The organism is Glutamicibacter sp. NPDC087673, assembly GCF_044743255.1.
In the GTDB taxonomy this organism is placed as follows: Bacteria; Actinomycetota; Actinomycetes; order Actinomycetales; family Micrococcaceae; genus Glutamicibacter.
This window is the reverse complement of the sequence record NZ_JBIUWB010000001.1, coordinates 733560-750400: the sequence shown is the minus strand read 5'-3', so window position 1 is coordinate 750400 and position 16841 is coordinate 733560. Positions and strand designations below refer to the sequence as shown.

The following is a 16841-nucleotide window of genomic DNA, read 5'->3' as shown; positions in this document are numbered from 1 at the left end:
ATGAAACAGGCATCAGAGCTGCCAGTGGACCGGGAAGACCCGCGCCGCTACGAATCCATCACCCGCCAGCGGCTGGAAGACCCGGCCTCGGTGCAGCGCGCCGCTTCGCTGCGCCGGAAGCACGCCGGCCCGGTGCTGGGACGGCAGAACTTCATCATCGCCGCCGACCACCCGGCCCGCGGCGCCCTGTCCGTGGGCAAGCGCGCCACGGCCATGGCCGATCGCCGCCAGCTGCTGGACCGGCTGCAGATCGCCTTGCAGAACCCCGCCTGCGACGGGGTGCTGGCCTCACCCGATATCCTCGATGACCTGCTGCTGCTGGGCGCGCTGGAAGGCAAGCTGGTCTTCGGATCGATGAACCGCGGCGGGCTCACCGGCTTGGTCAACGAGATCGACGACCGCTTTACCGGGCACAGCGCGGCCGCCCTGGCTGCCCTGGGCGCCGACGGCGGCAAGATGCTCACCCGGATCAGCTACGAGGATCCGGACACCGTGAAAACCCTGGCCGCTACCGCCGACGCCGTGTCGGATCTGGCCCGGCACCAGCTGGTGGCCATGGTCGAGCCGTTCATCTCCAAGCGGGCCGAGGGCAAGGTAGTCAACGACCTGCGCCCGGAGGCAGTGATCAAGTCCATGGGCATCGCCTCGGGACTGGGCGAAACCAGCGCCTACACCTGGCTGAAGATTCCCGTGGTCCAGGAGATGGAACGGGTCATGGCCGCGACCACCCTGCCCACGGTCCTGCTCGGCGGGGATCCATCGGGCAGTCCCGACGAGGTCTTCGCCTCGTGGCAGGCGGCGCTGGCCCTGCCTTCGGTGCAGGGGCTGACCGTAGGCCGGACCCTGCTGTATCCCGAGGACGGGGATGTGGCCGCCGCCGTGGCAACCGCCGCATCGCTACTGGACACCACCGCAACCGTACGCAGCTGAGAAGGACGAAGCTCGATGACTACACGCACAATGACCGTTGCCCAGGCGGTCGTGGAATTCCTGGGCCGCCAGTACACGGTGGATACCATCGGCGGCACGCACTACCGCGAACGGCTGATTCCGGGCATGTTCGGGATTTTCGGCCACGGGAATGTTGCCGGGGTGGGCCAGGCGCTGAAGCAGTGGCAGGCCAAGGACCCGAGCCTCATGCCGTACTACCAGGGCCGCAATGAGCAGGCGCAGTCGCACCAGGCCGTTGCCTACGCGCGGCACACCCGCCGGCGCGCCACCTACGCGGTCTCCACCTCCATCGGCCCCGGGTCCTCCAACTTGCTCACCGGTGCGGCGCTGGCCACCGCCAACCGCCTGCCGGTGCTGCTGCTGCCTTCGGACACCTTCGCCACCCGCGCCGCGGACCCGGTGCTCCAGCAGCTGGAAATGCCGCACGGCTACGACATCACCGTCAACGACGCCTTCCGCCCGCTGTCCAAGTACTTCGACCGGGTCACGCGACCCGAGCAGCTGGCCAGTGCCTTGCACCACGGGTTGCGGGTGCTCACCGACCCCGCCGAAACCGGAGCGGTGACCATCTCCTTGCCGCAGGACGTGCAGGCCGAGGCCTTCGACTTCCCGGAAGAGCTCTTTGCCGAGCGCGAGTGGAAGATCCGCCGCCCGGCACCGGAATCCGAGGACATCGCGGCGGCCGCGGCCATGATCCGCGAAGCCAAGCGCCCATTGATCGTCGCAGGCGGCGGCGTGCTGTACGCCTACGCCACCGAGGAGCTGGCCGCCTTCTGCGAAGCCACCGGCATCCCCGTGGGCAATACCCAGGCCGGGGTGGGCGTGCTGCCGTGGGATTCCAAGTACTCCCTGGGCGCCATCGGCTCCACCGGCACCACCGCGGCCAATGCGCTGGCCGAGCAGGCGGATCTGGTCATCGGCATCGGCACCCGCTATGAGGACTTCACCACCGCCAGCCGCACCGCATTCCAGAACCCGGACGTGAAGTTCGTGAACATCAACGTCGCCGCGCTGGACGCCTACAAGCACGGCACCGTGCTGCCGGTGGTCGCCGATGCCCGCAAGGCGCTGATCGCGCTGCGCGAGGCGCTGACCGGATACCGGGTCGAGGGAGCCCTGGAAGTCCAGGCCGCCACCGAGAAGCAGCGCTGGGACGCGACCGTTGATGCGGCCTTCGCCGAGCGGCTGAGCCCGCTGGTCAGCCAGAACGCCATCATCGGAGCGGTGAACCAGGCCATGGATCCGCGCGATGTGGTGGTCTGCGCCGCCGGCTCGCTGCCCGGGGACCTGCACAAGATGTGGCGGGTCTCCGACCCGTTCGGCTACCACGTGGAATACGGCTTCTCCTGCATGGGATACGAGATCGCCGGCGGGCTGGGCATCAAGCGCGCCGCCCTTGCTGAAACCGCGCGAGGCTCCGAAGAGCCCCGCGACGTCGTGGTGATGGTGGGTGACGGCTCCTACCTGATGATGCACACCGAGCTGGTCACCGCCGTGGCCGAAGGCCTGAAGCTGATCACCGTGCTGATACAGAACCATGGCTACGCCTCCATCGGAGCCCTGTCCGAATCACTGGGCTCCCAGCGTTTCGGCACCAAGTACCGCACGCTCGATGCCCAGCGCCACAGCTTCGATGATGGTGCGACCTTGCCAGTGGACCTGGCTGCCAACGCCGAGTCGCTGGGCGTGAAGGTCATCCGGATCGAGCCCGGGCCCCAAGCCATCGATGAGCTCTCGGCGGCCATCGCCCAGGCCAAGGCCGCGCCCGAGGGTTCGGGGCCGATCCTGATCCACATCGAATCCGACCTCTACGCCGATGCTCCCTCCAGCGAGTCCTGGTGGGATGTGCCGGTCAGCGAGGTCGCCGAGCTGGACTCCACCACCCAGGCCCGCAAGACCTACGCCGAGCACAAATCCCGCCAGAAGCCCCTGCTGGGCTAGGCGCACCGCACCAGACCAACTCGAATACCGAAAGACGTGAACCCATGACTGCTACCGCTACCGAAGTCACCGAAATCCTGCACTACATCAACGGCAAGCCCAGCGCCGGCACCGGCACCGCCACCCAGCCGGTCTACAACCCGGCAACCGGAGAAATCACCGGCCAGCTGCACCTGGCCAGCGGCGAGGACCTGCAGCAGGCTGTGGCCGTGGCCAAGGCCGCCTCCGAAACCTGGGGCGAAGTATCGATCGCCAAGCGCAGCAAGATCCTCTTCCGCTTCCAGCAGCTGCTCACCGAGCACACCGGCGAGCTGGCCCGCATCGTCACCTCCGAGCACGGCAAGGTCCTCTCCGACGCCGCCGGCGAGATCAGCCGCGGCATCGAAGTGGTGGAGTATGCCTGCGGCATCTCCCAGTCGCTGAAGGGCGAATACTCCGACCAGGTCTCCACCGGCATCGACGTGTTCTCCTTCCGCCAGCCGCTGGGCGTGGTCGCCGGCATCACCCCGTTCAACTTCCCGGTGATGGTGCCGCTGTGGATGGCACCGGTGGCCATTGCCACCGGCAACGCCTTCATCCTCAAGCCTTCCGAGCGCGACCCTTCGGCCGCCTTGCTGATCGCCGAGCTGTTCAAGGAAGCCGGCCTGCCCGACGGCGTTTTCCAGGTGCTGCACGGCGGCAAGGAAACCGTGGACGGGCTGCTCACCCACCCGGATGTGGATGGCATCTCCTTTGTCGGTTCCACTCCGATCGCCAAGTACGTGCACGAAACCGCCACCAAGCACGGCAAACGCGTGCAGGCCCTGGGCGGAGCGAAGAACCACGCGGTGATCATGCCCGATGCCGATATGGACTTGGCCGCCGACCACATCAACGCCGCCGCTTTCGGCTCCGCGGGCCAGCGCTGCATGGCCATCTCCGTGGCCGTCGCCGTGGGCGATGCCGCCGATGGCCTGGTGGACAAGCTCGCCGAGCATGCCCGCAACGTCAACGTCTCGAACGGCTTCGATGAGACGGCGGATATGGGACCGGTGATCACCCCGGCCTCGAAGTCCCGCCTGCAGAAGATCGTTGGCGAGGCGCAGGAAGCTGGCGCCGCGCTGGTCATCGACGGACGCGACCTGGTGGTCAAGGACCACGAGAACGGGTTCTTTGTCGGCCCGACCATCATCGACAAGGTCAGCCGCGAGATGAGCGCCTACACCGAGGAGATCTTCGGCCCGGTACTGGTGGTGCTGCGCGTAGACAGCCTGGAAGAAGCCATCGAAGTGGTCAACGCGAACCCCTACGGCAACGGCACGGCCATCTTCACCTCCTCTGGCGCCCACGCCCGCACCTACACCCGCCGCATCCAGGTAGGCATGGTCGGGGTCAACGTGCCGCTGCCGGTGCCGGTTGCCTGGCACTCCTTCGGAGGCTGGAAGGACTCGCTGTTCGGCGAGCACCACATCTACGGCCCGGACGGCGTGCGCTTCTACACCCGGGGCAAGGCCATCACGCAGCGCTGGCCGGAGCCGGCCCAGGGCACGGCCGCCACCTTCAACTTCCCCTCCAACTAGGCACCTTGAACAGAAGATAAGGTACGCACCATGGCACAGAACATCACCATTGGGACTGCCCCCGACTCCTGGGGAGTCTGGTTTCCCGATGATCCCCAGCAGACACCCTGGCAGCGCTTCCTCGACGAAGTGGCTGAAGCCGGCTACAAGACCATCGAACTGGGTCCCTACGGGTACCTGCCCACCGACCCCGCGCAGCTGGCCGACGAGCTGGCCGCCCGCGACCTGAAGGTCTGCGCCGGCACCGTCTTCACCGCCTTCCACCGCGGTATCGACGGCAGCGCCAGCGCCTGGGAAGAAGCCTGGGAGCCAGCCCGCAAGGTGGCCGAGCTGACCGCCGCCATGGGAGGCGAGCATATTGTGGTGATCCCTGCCATGTGGCGCGACGACGTCACCGGCCAGGCCATCGAATCGGGCACCCTGGACGGGTCGGCCTGGGATTCGCTGGCCAAGGGCCATGACCGGCTGGGAAGGATCCTGCAGGAGGAATTCGGCCTCAAGCAGCAGTTCCATTCCCATGCCGACTCCCATGTCTGCGGCCAGGGCGACATCGAGAAGTTCCTTGAGCTCACCGACCCGCAATTCACCACCCTGTGCCTGGATACCGGACATGCCGAATACGGTGGAGCTTCCAGCGTGGATTTGATCCGCCGCTTCCCGGAGCGCATCGGGTACCTGCACCTGAAGCAGATCAACCCGGACATCCTGGCCACGGTCCGCGCACAGGACATGACCTGGGCCGCGGCCAACTTGGCCGGGGTGATGTGCGAACCGCCTTCCGGGTTGCCTGACCTCAACGAGGTCTTGAAGGAAGTGGAGAAGCTGGGCCGTCCGATTTTCGGAATTGTCGAACAGGACATGTACCCGGTGGCCGACTTCTCGGTGCCGCTGCCCATCGCCACCCGCACCCGCGACTACCTGCTCAGCTGCGGCTCGCGCAGCCGCGTCTAAGCAATCCCCACCTAGCCAAGAATTCTTGAAAGGACATATCGTGCCAGATAACCTGCGCGTCGCCGTCGTTGGAGCCGGGCGCATGGGCGCCGACCACATACAGCGGATCCACCACCGTATTTCCGGAGCCGAAGTCGCGGCCGTTATCGATATCGACACCGACCGGGTCGATGCGGCCATCGACGGGATCCCGGGTGCCAAGGGCTACGCCGACCTGTCCGCGGCGCTCGCCGGCGGAGAGGTCAACGCGGTACTGCTGGCGACCCCCGGCTTCCTTCACCACGATGCGTTGCTGGCGGTGCTCGAGGCCGATATTCCGGTGCTGTGCGAAAAGCCGCTGACCCCCGATGCCGCTTCCTCCTGGGAGATCGTCGAGGCCGAGGCCAAGCTGGGCCGCAAGCGCATCCAAGTGGGCTTCATGCGGCGTTTCGACGCCGAGTACCGGCAGCTGCGCCAGCTGATCGAGGACGAGAGCCTGGGCGAATTGCTGGTGCTGCACCACCAGCACCGCAATCCCTCCACCCCGGAGGGCTTCACCAATGAGATGCTGATCAACGACTCGGTGGTCCACGAATTCGACGCCATCCGCTACTTCACCGGTGACGAGATCACCTCGGTGCAGGTGCGCTTGGGCAAGGCCACCCGCAATGCTCCCAACGGCCAGCACGACCCCCAGCACGTGCTGCTGGAAACCTCGACCGGAGTGCTCGCCGACGTGGAGATCTACGTCAACGCGAAGTTCGGCTACGAGGTGGCGACCCAGGCTTCCTTCGAGGAGGGCATCGTGTCCATCGGCAATGACGCTGGACCGTATGTGCGTACCGCCGGGCAGTGGGGCGGCAAGGTCACCCCGGGCTTCGAGGAGCGTTTCGGCGCCGCCTACGATACCGAAATCCAGTCATGGGTGGACGCCGCGCTGCGAGGCGAATTGGGCGGGCCCAGCGCCTGGGACGGCTACGCCACCGCGGCCTGCTGCGAGGCGGGAGTCGAAGCCCAGCGCACCGGCGAAAAGGTGGCAGTCAAGCTGAACAGCAAGCCGGATCTCTACAGCTAAGGGCATCATGAAATACGCACTGGACCCGACCCCGTTCCATTCCACCCATTCGCTGCTCCAGTTCCCGGAACTGGCAGCGGAGCTGGGCTATGACAGCATCCAGCTGACACCGCATGCGGACATGATTCCGTTCTTCACCCACCCCAAGGCCGACGATGACCTGGTCGCGCAGCTCGCGGCCCGTTGCCGGGCTTCCGGGGTGGAGATCGCTTCGGTGCTGCCGGTACTGCGCTGGGCCTCGCCCGATGAGAATTTGCGCCAGGCCGCGGTGCGCTACTGGAAGCGCGCCATCCAGATTGCCGTGGATCTCGGCGTGAACCAGATGAACACTGAATTCTCCGGGCGGCCGGAACGCGCCGAGGAGTCCGAGGCGGCGTTCTACCGCTCCATGGAAGAGCTCGTGCCAATCATTGAGCGCGAGGGCATCAATGTGGCCATTGACCCGCATCCGGATGATTTTGTCGAAGAAGGCCTGGCCGCTTGGCGGGTGATCCGCGGGGTGAACTCGCCGAATCTGTCCTTCGTCTACGTTGCTTCGCATTCCTTCCACATGAAGGACAAGCCGCTGGATATCATGCAGGCAGTGGGAGAGCGGCTGCGCGTGGTGCACGTGGCGGACACCATGAACCATCATGCCTCGCACGGGTTGCGCTACATCACCAACCCGCCGGGCAATGCGGTGCGCGTGCACCAGCATCTGAAGCTTGGCGATGGCGACGTGAACTGGGACGAATTCTTCTCCGGCCTCGTGGCCAACGGATTTGCCGACCGCCAGGACAGCGTGATGGTCTCCTGCGTTTTTGCCGAGAACGAGAACGCCGTAGCAGTCGCCAAGTACCAGTTGGAGCAGATGCGCAGCCGCGTTGACGCTGCCCGTGCCGTGCGCGCCTAGCCAAACCGGCTTCCCGAGCCGAATTGCAACATGACGAAAGCCGAATCCGCAAGGGTTCGGCTTTCGTCGTCCTGCCAGGGGCCATCCTGCGCAGAAGGCGGATCCAGCAAGAGCCGCAAAATGCCGTGATGATCTGTGGGCATGGTCCCGGGAAGTGGCGGACCGGGAGGCTGCGGCAGTCCAAAAAGCAGTATCCGCCAGGACAAAATGTCCAAGAATACTTGCCCAGAAAACACTGATGACGTATTGTCCTTACATAAGGGCTGTGAAGCCCATCACTTTCAATTATCGACGGGGCCGGAATAATGCTCAATGGCCCCCGCCGCACCGAGTGGAGGAAGCCGGATCGCAGTTGATCCGATGGATGGCCGCAGGCCAGCCACGCTTCCACCCGGGCAATCCAAAGGAGTCCCCATGTCCAGTGCGCAGAGTGCTTCTGCAGAGTCGAGTCTGCCGCCCCTTAGTCCGGGCCCCCATGCAAAACGTCTCGGTTTAATCTCCATCGTTGCCTGTTTCGGCGGTCTGCTTTTCGGCTATGACACAGGTGTTGCCAACGGTGCTGAAGGCCCGATGGCCGCCGAGCTGGGCCTGAATCTCCTGCAGATTGGCGTGGTGATCAGCTCGCTGGTCTTCGCCGCCGCAATTGGCGCACTGGTCGGTGGGCAGATCGCTGACGTGTGGGGCCGGCGGAAAACCATCATCATGCTGGCAGTCCTCTTCTTCGCGGGAAGCCTGCTGGTTGTCTTTTCGCCTGCTGGACCGGAACTGGGAACGTTCTCGCCCTTTGGCTACAGCGTGCTGATTGCCGGACGCATCATGCTCGGATTGGCCGTCGGCGGCGCATCTACGGTCGTACCGGTATACCTGGCTGAACTGGCACCGTATGAAATTCGCGGCTCGATCACCGGCCGCAATGAGTTGGCCATCGTCTCGGGCCAGCTGGCCGCCTTCGTCATGAACGCGATCATTGGAACCGTTCTGGGCGGGACCGTGGATGGCATCTGGCGTATCATGTTCGCGATTTGCGCCTTGCCGGCATTGGCGTTGTTCTTCGGCATGCTGCGCATGCCTGAATCCCCTCGCTGGCTCGTGGAAAAGCGCCGCTATGCCGAGGCGTTGCGGGTGCTCAAGACCGTGCGCTCGCCTGAACGCGCACTGGCCGAAGTCCACGAGATCGAGATTGTCGCCGACGAGGAAAAGCTGGCTAACAAGCCGGTGGGCATCAAAGCGGTGCTGAAGAACAAATGGCTGATGCGCATCATCGCCATCGGCATCGGCGTTTCCATGACTCAGCAGCTCACGGGCATCAACTCGATCATGTACTACGGCACGCGCGTGCTGGAAGAATCCGGGATGTCAGAGCAGCAGGCAGTACCGGCGAATATCGCCTTTGGCGTGGTTGCTGTCATTGGCGGAATTATCGCCCTGCGCAACATGGACCGCATGGACCGCCGCAAGACGTTCCTGATTGGCCTGTCGCTGACCACCACCTGCCACCTGCTGGTGGCTATCGCGGGCATGCTGCTGCCAGTTGGCAGCCCGATCCGGCCAGTGGTGATCCTGATCCTGGTGGTTGCCTTCGTGATGTCCATGCAGACATTCCTGAACGTGGCCGTCTGGGTATGGCTGGCTGAAATCTTCCCGCTGCATATGCGCGGACTGGGCATTGGCATCTCGGTGTTCTTCGGCTGGACGACCAACGGCGTGCTGGCACTGTTCTTCCCATCGCTGGTCTCCGGGATAGGGATTACCGGATCCTTCTTCATCTTCGCTGGCATCGGTGTGCTGGCACTGTTCTTCGTAGCCACGCAGGTGCCTGAAACCCGTGGACGCTCGCTGGAAGCGCTGGAAGAGGACGTTTCCACCGGAGCGATCTACCACGTCAAGCCTGCGGTCAACGCCTGAATCGCGGCGCATCGCTGAGCTGGCAAGCCCAGCCCCCGCCACGTGGCAGGGGGCTGGGCTCGCTGCTATGCCCGGGGCCTTGCCGTGCTGCCTCGCACTACCAGCTGCGGGGCATGGGTGCTGGAAGCGCCCGGGGCGTTCAGGGCCGCGTGCATGGCGGCTTGGGCCAGTGCCGCGACATCTTGCCGAACGCTGGTCAGATCGGCGTGCGCCAGCCTGGCGAATTCACTGTCGTCATAGCCGACCAGGCAGATCTGCTCGGGAACATGCAGGCCGGCAAGGTCGATTGCTTGGCGGGCGCCGAGCGCCGCACGGTCATTGAAGGCCAGTACCGCTGTGGCGCGTTCGGCTGGGGCAGTTGCTTCCAGGTATTCGCGCAGGACCGTGAAAGCGGTGGCGTCATCGGGGCCAGCTGGGAGCACTTGGCCGTGCGCGTTGGCGCGGGCGGCGGACTCGGCAAAGGCATCGCGCCGCTGTTGCGCCGCGATGGCAGATCCGCCATCCAGATGCAGCAGCCGTGTGTGGCCGAGCTGGGTCACATGGCTGACGGCTTGTTCAACGCCGGCAGCTTCGTTGGTAATGACGGATGGGATGCCGTCAATCGTGCGCAGCAGGCTGATTATGGGAAGCTGCTTGGAGGCGTGGACCAGTTGAGCCGGCGGAAGTTCCGGGAACAGGCCAATCACCGCTTCGACTCCCGCATCGATCAGCGTATTGAGCACTCGGCGTTCATCGCGGTGCCTGCCGGTAGCGCCCAGGATGATCTCGAAGCCGTTCTGGTCTGCCTGCTCGTACAGGGCATCGGCCAATTCTGCATGCAACGGTTCTCCCAGCGCCAGGGCCAGACCGATGGTCCGGCTGCGGCTGCTGCGCAGCGACCGCGCGCGCGAATCCGGGCGGTAGCCCAACTCCGCGGCCGCCTGCTTGACTCGGGACCGGGATTCTTCGCTGGCACCCTCGGCATCGCGCATGACAATCGAGGCCAGCGCTACCGAGACCCCAGAGGCGCGGGCGACGTCGGCCAGTGTGGGGCGTTTTGCAGGGGGTGTCGGCATGGGCGGAACTTTCTTCTAGAACGTTATAGACAGTTGCTATCCAGTGTGCCATGATTTTCCTGAACACTAAATCTAGAACGTTCTAGGAGAGACTTCATGGCTTACCAGACCCTGCCAGAAACTTCAGTAAAGCCGCTGCGCCTGGCCGTTATCGGTACCGGGTGGATCGGAGCATTCCACGCCCGCACTGTGGCGCAGCATCTGCGGGATGCGCAATTGCATGTCATAGCGGACCCGGCGCCGGGCCGGGCCGCTGAACTGGCCGCTGAGCTTGGTTGCCCGAACTACACCGAAGACATCGCCGACGTGCTGGCCGACGACAGCGTGGACGCCGTGGTTATCGGGGCGCCTTCGAGCTTCCATGCCGGCTTGATCGCCCAAACCGCCGCAGCCGGAAAGCACATCTTCTGCGAAAAGCCGGCAGCGCACGCGTTGTCGGACTTGGACGCCGCGCTTGACGCCGTAGAGGCTTCCGGGGTGCTGCTGCAGATCGGTTTCAACCGGCGCTTCTCCCGGGACTTCGCCGTTGTGGCGGAACAGGTGCATTCCGGAGTTATTGGCACCCCGCAACTGCTGCGCTCGCTGACCCGGGATCCAGAAGTGGCCGGCGGGCTGCCCAACGCGGCAAAGATCCGTTCCCACGTCATTTTCACTGAAACCCTGATCCACGATTTTGACACCCTGAACTGGTTGAACCCGGGAGCCGAAGCAGTGGAAGTCCACGTCATGTCCGATGCGCTGGTGGCCCCTGAGCACCGGGGCTCCGGTTTGCTGGATACCGCCGTGGTGAGCCTGCGCTACTCCAATGGGGCAATCGCCGTGGCCGAGGCGAACTTCTCGGCCAGCTACGGCTATGACGTGCGCGGAGAAGTCTTCGGTTCAAAGGGCATGGTGCAGGCAGGCAATCCGGTGCAGCTGGCCGCGGCCAGCTTCGACAGCCAGGGAGCGCATGCGCCAACCGAACGGTTGAACATCGAGCTATTCGCCCAGGCCTACCGCGAGCAGCTCTCGGTCTTCGCCCGCAAGATCCGGGGCTTGCGCGAGGATACGGCTGATGCGGCCCTGGCGGTCCCCACCGGCGCCGACGCCCGCGCAGCCCTGCGCATCGCACTGGCGGCCTTGGAATCCGCAGAATCCGGGCTGCCGGTCAAGTTGGAATCCGCCACCCGCCTTGCGGTGAACCCGTGAACGGGCAACTGGCGGTCTGTGCCGAAATGGTCTTCCTGGACCTTCCGCTGATCGACCGGGTGAAGCGCCTGGACGAGGCCGGCTTTGAAATAGAACTCTGGGATATCCGGGGCAAGGACCTGCCGGCATTGGCGGCCACCGGCGCCCGTTTCGGCTCCATGACAGGCTACAGCGCAGGCAGCCTCTGCGATCCGGACAGCGCGGGCGAAGTTGTTCGCACCGCCAAGGAATTGATCCCGGCAGCCCAGCAGCTGGGCATCCACCGGCTAGTTGTGCATCCGGCCCAGCTCGTTGACGGGCAGGCGGCCAGCCCGCAATTCCGGGCTACCGGAGAGATGTGGCTCACCGCAGCGCGAACGCTGGAAGCACTGGGCCGCATCGGCGAAGAGCACCAGGTCACCTTCATGCTGGAGAACCTGAACACGATCCTGGATCACCCTGGTATCCCGCTGGGACGCGCCAAGGACACGATGTCCCTGGTCAAGGCCGTCGGGCACCCGAACGTGAAGATGATGCTGGACCTGTACCACGCCCAAATTGGCGAGGGGAACCTCATCGAACTGGTGCGCTCGGCGCTTCCGCACATTGGGGAAATCCAGGTCGCAGACGTACCCGGACGGTGCGAGCCGGGCACCGGGGAGATCAACTATCTGGCCGTCGCCCGTGTGCTGGCCGAGCTGGGTTATTCTGGCCCGATCGGCATGGAGGCCTACGCCAGCGCAGATTCCGAAGGAGCCATCGCGGCCTTTGCCCAGGCGTTTTCACCGCTGTCCAAGCCCGTGGCGCGCTAGCCATCATGCACCGAGCATCGGAATGAGAGTCTAAAGCCAAGTGGCGGCAGCAGGAAAACCTGCTGCCGCCACTTGGCGTGCGTTCCGAGAAGCTACGCGCCAGCGCCGAAAGGCAAGCGCGAATCCATGCTCTGCGAATCCCAAGTCTGGCGGATCCAGCCGTGGTGGGGATCATCGCTGATCAGCCAATCGCGCACCCGCCCCGGGCCGGCCATGACGTTCAGGTAGTAGAGGTCGTATCCCGGCCCGGCCATGGCCGGACCATGCCAGCCGTAGGGGACCAGGACAACGTCCCCGGTGCGGACCTCGGCATTTACATCGATGGGGCGTTCATCCGAGGCATAAACGCGCGCGTAGCCGATGGGATCGCTTGCCGCCTCGGCGGGCATGCCCTGGGCTAGCTGCGTCTCGAAGTAGTAGATTTCCTCGAGGCTGGTTTCGCCTTCCTTCTCCTGATCATGCTTATGCGGAGGGTAGGAAGACCAGTTGCCCGCCGGAGTGATGACTTCGCAGACGATGAATCGGTCCGCTTCCAGGGCGGCCGGGGTGCCGAAGTTGTGGACCTGGCGGGAGCAGTTGCCTGCGCCGCGCAGCTCCACAGGGGTCTCTTCTGCCCTGATCAGCCGGGTCGGGTAGGACTGCTTGGCCGGGGCCAGTGCGACGGCGACCCGGCCCCCTTTGGCGGAGCTGATGGACAACGCCGTGTTGATGCCGGTGTAGAGGACATCAGCAGGTCCAGCAAAGACTGATTCGCGACCCTTGAGAACATGTTCGGTTCCTGCCATGGCGACAGTGAATGATTCGCCGCTGAGCGGGACCACGATCCGTTCTTCGCCGCAGGCCTCCAGTTCAACTGTTTGGCCAGGGGCCAGCTCAGCTACCTTGAGTCCGGTGTGTGCCCAGCCGTCTATGGAAACGGCTGAGTCATGGGCACCGAGCGAGATGCTCCATTCTCCGTTAGCGGCCGAACCTGCAGGGTAAATCCAATCGGTCATCAGTCGATCCTTTCGACGGCGGGGGACAGGTGCCTAGCGTTGCACCAAGGTCATTTCAAAACTGTAGGCGTCTGCTCGATAAACATGGGAGCCGGTTTCCACGTTGCGCCCAGTGTCATCCACCGCGGTGCGCTGCATGGTCACCAGGGCCGAACCGGCCGCTGCGTCCAAGGTCTTGGCCTGGGCTTCATCTGCGGTCGTGGCCCCGATGCGCTGCTGGGCCAGGCGGAAGTTCACCCCTGCTTCGCGCAGGAGCTCGTAGAGGCCATGGGCCTGCAAGGACTTTTCGTCCAGCTCGACAATGTCGTCGCGAACCCAGTTCTCCATGAGGGCCAGCGGGCTGCCTCCGGCAGAACGCAGCCGGGTGAAGTGGTAGACAGAGACGTCCTTGGGCAACGAGAGAAGATCCTGGATCTCCGGCGGAGCGGGAATGTGCTCGAAGCTGAGCAGGGTGGTAGAAGGCTTCTTCCCGGCGCGCTCAAGGTCGTCATTCAGGCTGGACAGCTCAAGATGCCGGCGGATCTGGCTGGAAACAACCTGCGTTCCCACACCGCGCTTGCGCACCAGCAGGCCGGACTGGACTAGGTCATCCATGGCCTTGCGAATGGTGGGCCGTGAAAGCCGCAGCCGCTGGGCCAGCTCGATTTCATTTTCCAGTCGAGTGCCCGAGGCCAGCGAACCGTCGCGGATCGCGCCTTCGATGCCTTGCGCTACCTGGTGGTAAAGGGGAATGGGCGAAGATCGGTCGATCTTGATGCTCAGTGGTGTGCTCACAGTTGCTCCTTGCCGGCGACTTTGTCATGATATGTCGCTTTGACAGGACAAACTATATATGAAAGTTCACGATTTGGGCATCCTTTGGCTGGAAATCCAATCATTCCAAAGCATTCTCCACGCAAGTTGGTGATCCCCAGCGGCGTTGCCAGCCGCGGGGTTCGAGTCAGACATGAGGTCCGACAAGGGGAATTGGACAACAGTTTGGATTGTCCAATCGTCCAGATAAGAAACTCGGCAGATTCCATTGCCCGAGGATTCCAGTGGCACATATGGTTTTTTGGAACGGTCCAAGACTTGAGGCGAGCCGCGGCGGCCACAGGGAATCACGGCGTTAAACGCCGCAGACAGGAGAACATCATGAATGAACAGCGCAGCATCGGCGTGGGGCTGATCTCGGTGGGATGGATGGGCAAGCTGCACGCTCGCGCCTACAGTTCGGTGCCCTATGCTTATCCAGAGCTGGGCATCAAGCCAAGACTGGTCATAGCCGCGGACACCGAGCAGTCGCGAGTCGACTTCGCGATCTCAACACTGGGCTTCGAGCGCGGAACACTGGACTACCACCAGGTGCTAGCCGATCCCGAGGTGGATGTCGTCTCGATTTGCGCTCCGAACTTCCTGCACGCCGACATGGCGATCGCCGCAGCGGAGGCCGGCAAGCACTTCTGGATCGAAAAGCCCGCCGGCCGAAGCCTGGCCGAAACGCAGGCTATCGAGCAAGCCGCCATCCGTAATGGCGTGGTCACCTCGGTCGGGTTCAACTACCGGCATGCGCCAGCTATCGCACGCGCCCGCCAGCTGGTGCAAGAAGGCCGGCTGGGATCCATCACGAATGTCCGCGCCAGCTTCCTTGCCGGATATGCGGCAGACCCCCGGGCCGCTTTATCATGGCGCTTCAACCGGGAGCTGGCCGGCAGCGGGGTGCTTGCTGACCTGTTCAGCCATGCAGCTGATCTATGCAGCCATGTTGTCGGCCCCATCCAGGGCATTTCCGCATCCACCAATGTCATGATCCCGTCCCGGCCGAAACTATCCATGGGCCAGGGCACGCATTTCGACCTGATCGAAGGCGGTGAGCAAGGTGAGGTCGAGAATGAGGACTACGCCGCAGCGTTGGTGCGTTTCAGCCCAGAAGGAGTGGCGGACCGCGCGATCGGAACTATCGAGGCATCCCGGGTGGCTGTGGGACCGCAGTGCGGTTACCGACTGGAAATCTACGGCACGGAAGGTTCGGTCAAGTGGGATTTTGAACGCATGAATGAACTGGAAGTCGTGCTCGGTCGAGACAATGAAGAGCAGGGATTCACGACGGTGATCGGCTCGCCAAAGCATGGCGAATACTCCCGGTTCCAGCCAGGCCCAGGGAACGCGATGGGCTTTGACGACCTCAAGACCATCGAGGCCAAGAAGTTCCTGCTGGCTATCGCCGGTGGAGAGAAAACGAACTCCACCATCGCCGATGCGGTGGCCGCAGCCGCAGTGGTCGAAGCGGCCGAAGCATCTGCCGCAAGCGGCACGTGGCAGGCGCTGGATGAGCCTGTGCGCGCTGCGAGTGTGCAATACTGACCGCCATGCCTGACTCGTCGCGCCGCCGCCCCACGATCCGGGACGTCGCCAAGCATGCCGGGGTCTCAAAATCCTTGGTCTCCCTGGTGCTCTCGGATCCTAGCAAGGTCAGTTCGATGCGGCGTTCGCTGGTCGAGGACTCCATCCGCGAGTTGGGCTATCAGCCCAACCTGGCAGCGCGCTCGCTTTCGGCCGAGAACCGGCATGCCATTGGCGTTGTCTTGGGGGAACTGCATAATCCCTGGGTTCTGAGCGTCGCGGAAGTGGTTCGCGAACAGTTGCAAGCAGCAGGGCTTGACGTGCTGTTCAGTGCGGCCGCGATTCATGACGGGCAGGGCGTTGGGCCCGCGGAATTGCAGACCTTGCGCGATTTGCGGGTCAGTGGAATTCTCGTCGTTGGATCAGCCGATGACGCCGTCAGTTTCGAAGCCGCCTTGGGTGAGACTCCCGCGGTATTTGTTGGCGGCGGGCGCCAGGCCCAATCAAGCGCTGGCGCGGTTTCGGTTGATGATGAGCAGGGCTTCGGCATGGTGATTGACCACTTGGTCGATTGCGGAAATGCGTGGATTACCCATATAGCCGGTGGCGCTGGTCCGGTTTCTGCGATGCGCGAAGCCGCCTATCATCGGGCGATGCTGCGCCATGGCTTGCGCCAGCACGTACAGGTGGTGGAAGCCGGGCCAACGATTCAGGCCGGGCATGAAGCCGTAGCGCGACTGCTGGCCTCGGGGGCACGGCCTGAATCGCTGGCTTGTTTCAATGATCTTTCCGCCATTGGGGCGCTGCAGGCTCTGGATGAGGCTGGCGTGTCTGCGGCGGTGACTGGCTACGACAATATTTCCCTATCGTCGCTGGGAAGAATTTCGCTGACCAGCATCGGCTCGGATTCGGAAGATCTCGGTCGCAGCAGCGTGCGGCTGCTGCTCCAATTGATGCGGAATCCGGAAGGAAAATTTGCACGTCAGTTGATGATTCCACCGCGGCTTATCGTGCGCTCCTCGTCGCAGCTGCACCGTTGAACCCTGTGAAAGCGGCGTTTCGCCGTGCTTGTCGAGGTCGGCAAATTACTCGTCTTCACATCCTTATGTCTTAACAAAGTCTTGACGGATTGCTTTTCGTCACGCACACTTTAGGCATCTTGTGATTCAAGTCACGGAACATCTTGTTAAGGCGGCCCGCCCCAGGGGACAATCGGGGTGCGCCGGGGATTCCTGAA

The 16841-nt window shown here is 63.9% G+C and carries 14 protein-coding genes; 11 read left to right on the top strand and 3 right to left on the bottom strand.

Annotated features, from left to right (window positions below; genetic code table 11):
* The 7 genes from ACIOTL_RS03490 (at nucleotide 1) to ACIOTL_RS03460 (ending at nucleotide 9253) form a co-directional block, all read left to right on the top strand.
* Nucleotides 1–930 (top strand): deoxyribose-phosphate aldolase, encoded by a 930-nt coding sequence (locus tag ACIOTL_RS03490; RefSeq protein ID WP_105656548.1) that lies wholly within the window; start codon nucleotides 1–3, stop codon nucleotides 928–930.
* 30 nt (nucleotides 931–960) lie between these two features.
* Complete coding sequence (gene iolD, locus ACIOTL_RS03485) at nucleotides 961–2892, top strand: 3D-(3,5/4)-trihydroxycyclohexane-1,2-dione acylhydrolase (decyclizing) (RefSeq protein ID WP_400341917.1); 1932 nt, start codon at nucleotides 961–963, stop codon at nucleotides 2890–2892.
* A gap of 44 nt (nucleotides 2893–2936) precedes the next feature.
* Nucleotides 2937–4451: a CoA-acylating methylmalonate-semialdehyde dehydrogenase gene (locus ACIOTL_RS03480; protein ID WP_105656546.1), complete on the top strand. Its 1515-nt coding sequence runs from the start codon at nucleotides 2937–2939 to the stop codon at nucleotides 4449–4451.
* 30 nt (nucleotides 4452–4481) lie between these two features.
* Nucleotides 4482–5402: a sugar phosphate isomerase/epimerase gene (locus ACIOTL_RS03475; RefSeq protein WP_105662240.1), complete on the top strand. Its 921-nt coding sequence runs from the start codon at nucleotides 4482–4484 to the stop codon at nucleotides 5400–5402.
* A 40-nt stretch (nucleotides 5403–5442) separates the two neighbouring features.
* On the top strand, nucleotides 5443–6456 hold the full coding sequence (locus ACIOTL_RS03470) for a Gfo/Idh/MocA family protein (protein ID WP_400341811.1): 1014 nt from the start codon (nucleotides 5443–5445) through the stop codon (nucleotides 6454–6456).
* Between the two features lie 7 nt (nucleotides 6457–6463).
* Nucleotides 6464–7348, top strand: a complete 885-nt coding sequence (locus tag ACIOTL_RS03465; RefSeq protein ID WP_105656543.1) for a sugar phosphate isomerase/epimerase — start codon at nucleotides 6464–6466, stop codon at nucleotides 7346–7348.
* 414 nt (nucleotides 7349–7762) lie between these two features.
* A complete protein-coding gene (locus ACIOTL_RS03460; protein ID WP_400341810.1) occupies nucleotides 7763–9253 on the top strand; it encodes a sugar porter family MFS transporter in 1491 nt (496 codons plus the stop codon).
* A gap of 65 nt (nucleotides 9254–9318) precedes the next feature.
* Here ACIOTL_RS03460 and ACIOTL_RS03455 read toward each other — a convergent pair whose 3' ends face one another.
* Entirely contained in the window at nucleotides 9319–10308 is a 990-nt protein-coding gene (locus ACIOTL_RS03455) for a LacI family DNA-binding transcriptional regulator (protein ID WP_400341808.1), read from the bottom strand.
* A 96-nt stretch (nucleotides 10309–10404) separates the two neighbouring features.
* On the opposite strand from ACIOTL_RS03455, the gene ACIOTL_RS03450 reads away from it, so the two are divergent.
* Together ACIOTL_RS03450 and ACIOTL_RS03445 are read left to right on the top strand one after the other, a co-directional pair.
* Nucleotides 10405–11496: a Gfo/Idh/MocA family oxidoreductase gene (locus ACIOTL_RS03450; RefSeq protein WP_400341806.1), complete on the top strand. Its 1092-nt coding sequence runs from the start codon at nucleotides 10405–10407 to the stop codon at nucleotides 11494–11496.
* A gap of 26 nt (nucleotides 11497–11522) precedes the next feature.
* Entirely contained in the window at nucleotides 11523–12287 is a 765-nt protein-coding gene (locus ACIOTL_RS03445; protein WP_400341915.1) for a TIM barrel protein, read from the top strand.
* Nucleotides 12288–12379: 92 nt separating this feature from the next.
* On the opposite strand, the gene iolB is transcribed toward ACIOTL_RS03445, so the two are convergent.
* Nucleotides 12380–13282, bottom strand: a complete 903-nt coding sequence (gene iolB, locus ACIOTL_RS03440; RefSeq protein WP_332594580.1) for a 5-deoxy-glucuronate isomerase — start codon at nucleotides 13280–13282, stop codon at nucleotides 12380–12382.
* A gap of 33 nt (nucleotides 13283–13315) precedes the next feature.
* Nucleotides 13316–14056, bottom strand: a complete 741-nt coding sequence (locus tag ACIOTL_RS03435) for a GntR family transcriptional regulator (RefSeq protein WP_332486354.1) — start codon at nucleotides 14054–14056, stop codon at nucleotides 13316–13318.
* Nucleotides 14057–14416: 360 nt separating this feature from the next.
* Here ACIOTL_RS03435 and ACIOTL_RS03430 point away from each other — a divergent pair, with 360 nt between their 5' ends.
* Both ACIOTL_RS03430 and ACIOTL_RS03425 read left to right on the top strand, forming a co-directional pair.
* Nucleotides 14417–15625, top strand: coding sequence for a Gfo/Idh/MocA family protein (locus ACIOTL_RS03430; RefSeq protein WP_400341804.1), 1209 nt, complete (start codon nucleotides 14417–14419; stop codon nucleotides 15623–15625).
* A 5-nt stretch (nucleotides 15626–15630) separates the two neighbouring features.
* Nucleotides 15631–16644, top strand: a complete 1014-nt coding sequence (locus ACIOTL_RS03425; protein WP_133833852.1) for a LacI family DNA-binding transcriptional regulator — start codon at nucleotides 15631–15633, stop codon at nucleotides 16642–16644.
* Nucleotides 16645–16841 lie beyond the last annotated feature (197 nt).

Excerpts from the sequence above, each read along its gene's own strand:
- iolD (WP_400341917.1), top strand. The coding sequence starts at position 961 with ATGACCGTTGCCCAGGCGGTCGTGGAATTCCTGGGCCGCCAGTACACG.
- ACIOTL_RS03450 (WP_400341806.1), top strand. The coding sequence starts at position 10,405 with ATGGCTTACCAGACCCTGCCAGAAACTTCAGTAAAGCCGCTGCGCCTG.
- ACIOTL_RS03445 (WP_400341915.1), top strand. The coding sequence starts at position 11,523 with ATGGTCTTCCTGGACCTTCCGCTGATCGACCGGGTGAAGCGCCTGGAC.
- ACIOTL_RS03480 (WP_105656546.1), top strand. The coding sequence starts at position 2,937 with ATGACTGCTACCGCTACCGAAGTCACCGAAATCCTGCACTACATCAAC.
- ACIOTL_RS03460 (WP_400341810.1), top strand. The coding sequence starts at position 7,763 with ATGTCCAGTGCGCAGAGTGCTTCTGCAGAGTCGAGTCTGCCGCCCCTT.
- ACIOTL_RS03465 (WP_105656543.1), top strand. The coding sequence starts at position 6,464 with ATGAAATACGCACTGGACCCGACCCCGTTCCATTCCACCCATTCGCTG.
- ACIOTL_RS03455 (WP_400341808.1), bottom strand. The coding sequence starts at position 10,308 with ATGCCGACACCCCCTGCAAAACGCCCCACACTGGCCGACGTCGCCCGC.
- ACIOTL_RS03425 (WP_133833852.1), top strand. The coding sequence starts at position 15,631 with ATGCCTGACTCGTCGCGCCGCCGCCCCACGATCCGGGACGTCGCCAAG.
- ACIOTL_RS03490 (WP_105656548.1), top strand. The coding sequence starts at position 1 with ATGAAACAGGCATCAGAGCTGCCAGTGGACCGGGAAGACCCGCGCCGC.
- ACIOTL_RS03475 (WP_105662240.1), top strand. The coding sequence starts at position 4,482 with ATGGCACAGAACATCACCATTGGGACTGCCCCCGACTCCTGGGGAGTC.
- ACIOTL_RS03430 (WP_400341804.1), top strand. The coding sequence starts at position 14,417 with ATGAATGAACAGCGCAGCATCGGCGTGGGGCTGATCTCGGTGGGATGG.
- iolB (WP_332594580.1), bottom strand. The coding sequence starts at position 13,282 with ATGACCGATTGGATTTACCCTGCAGGTTCGGCCGCTAACGGAGAATGG.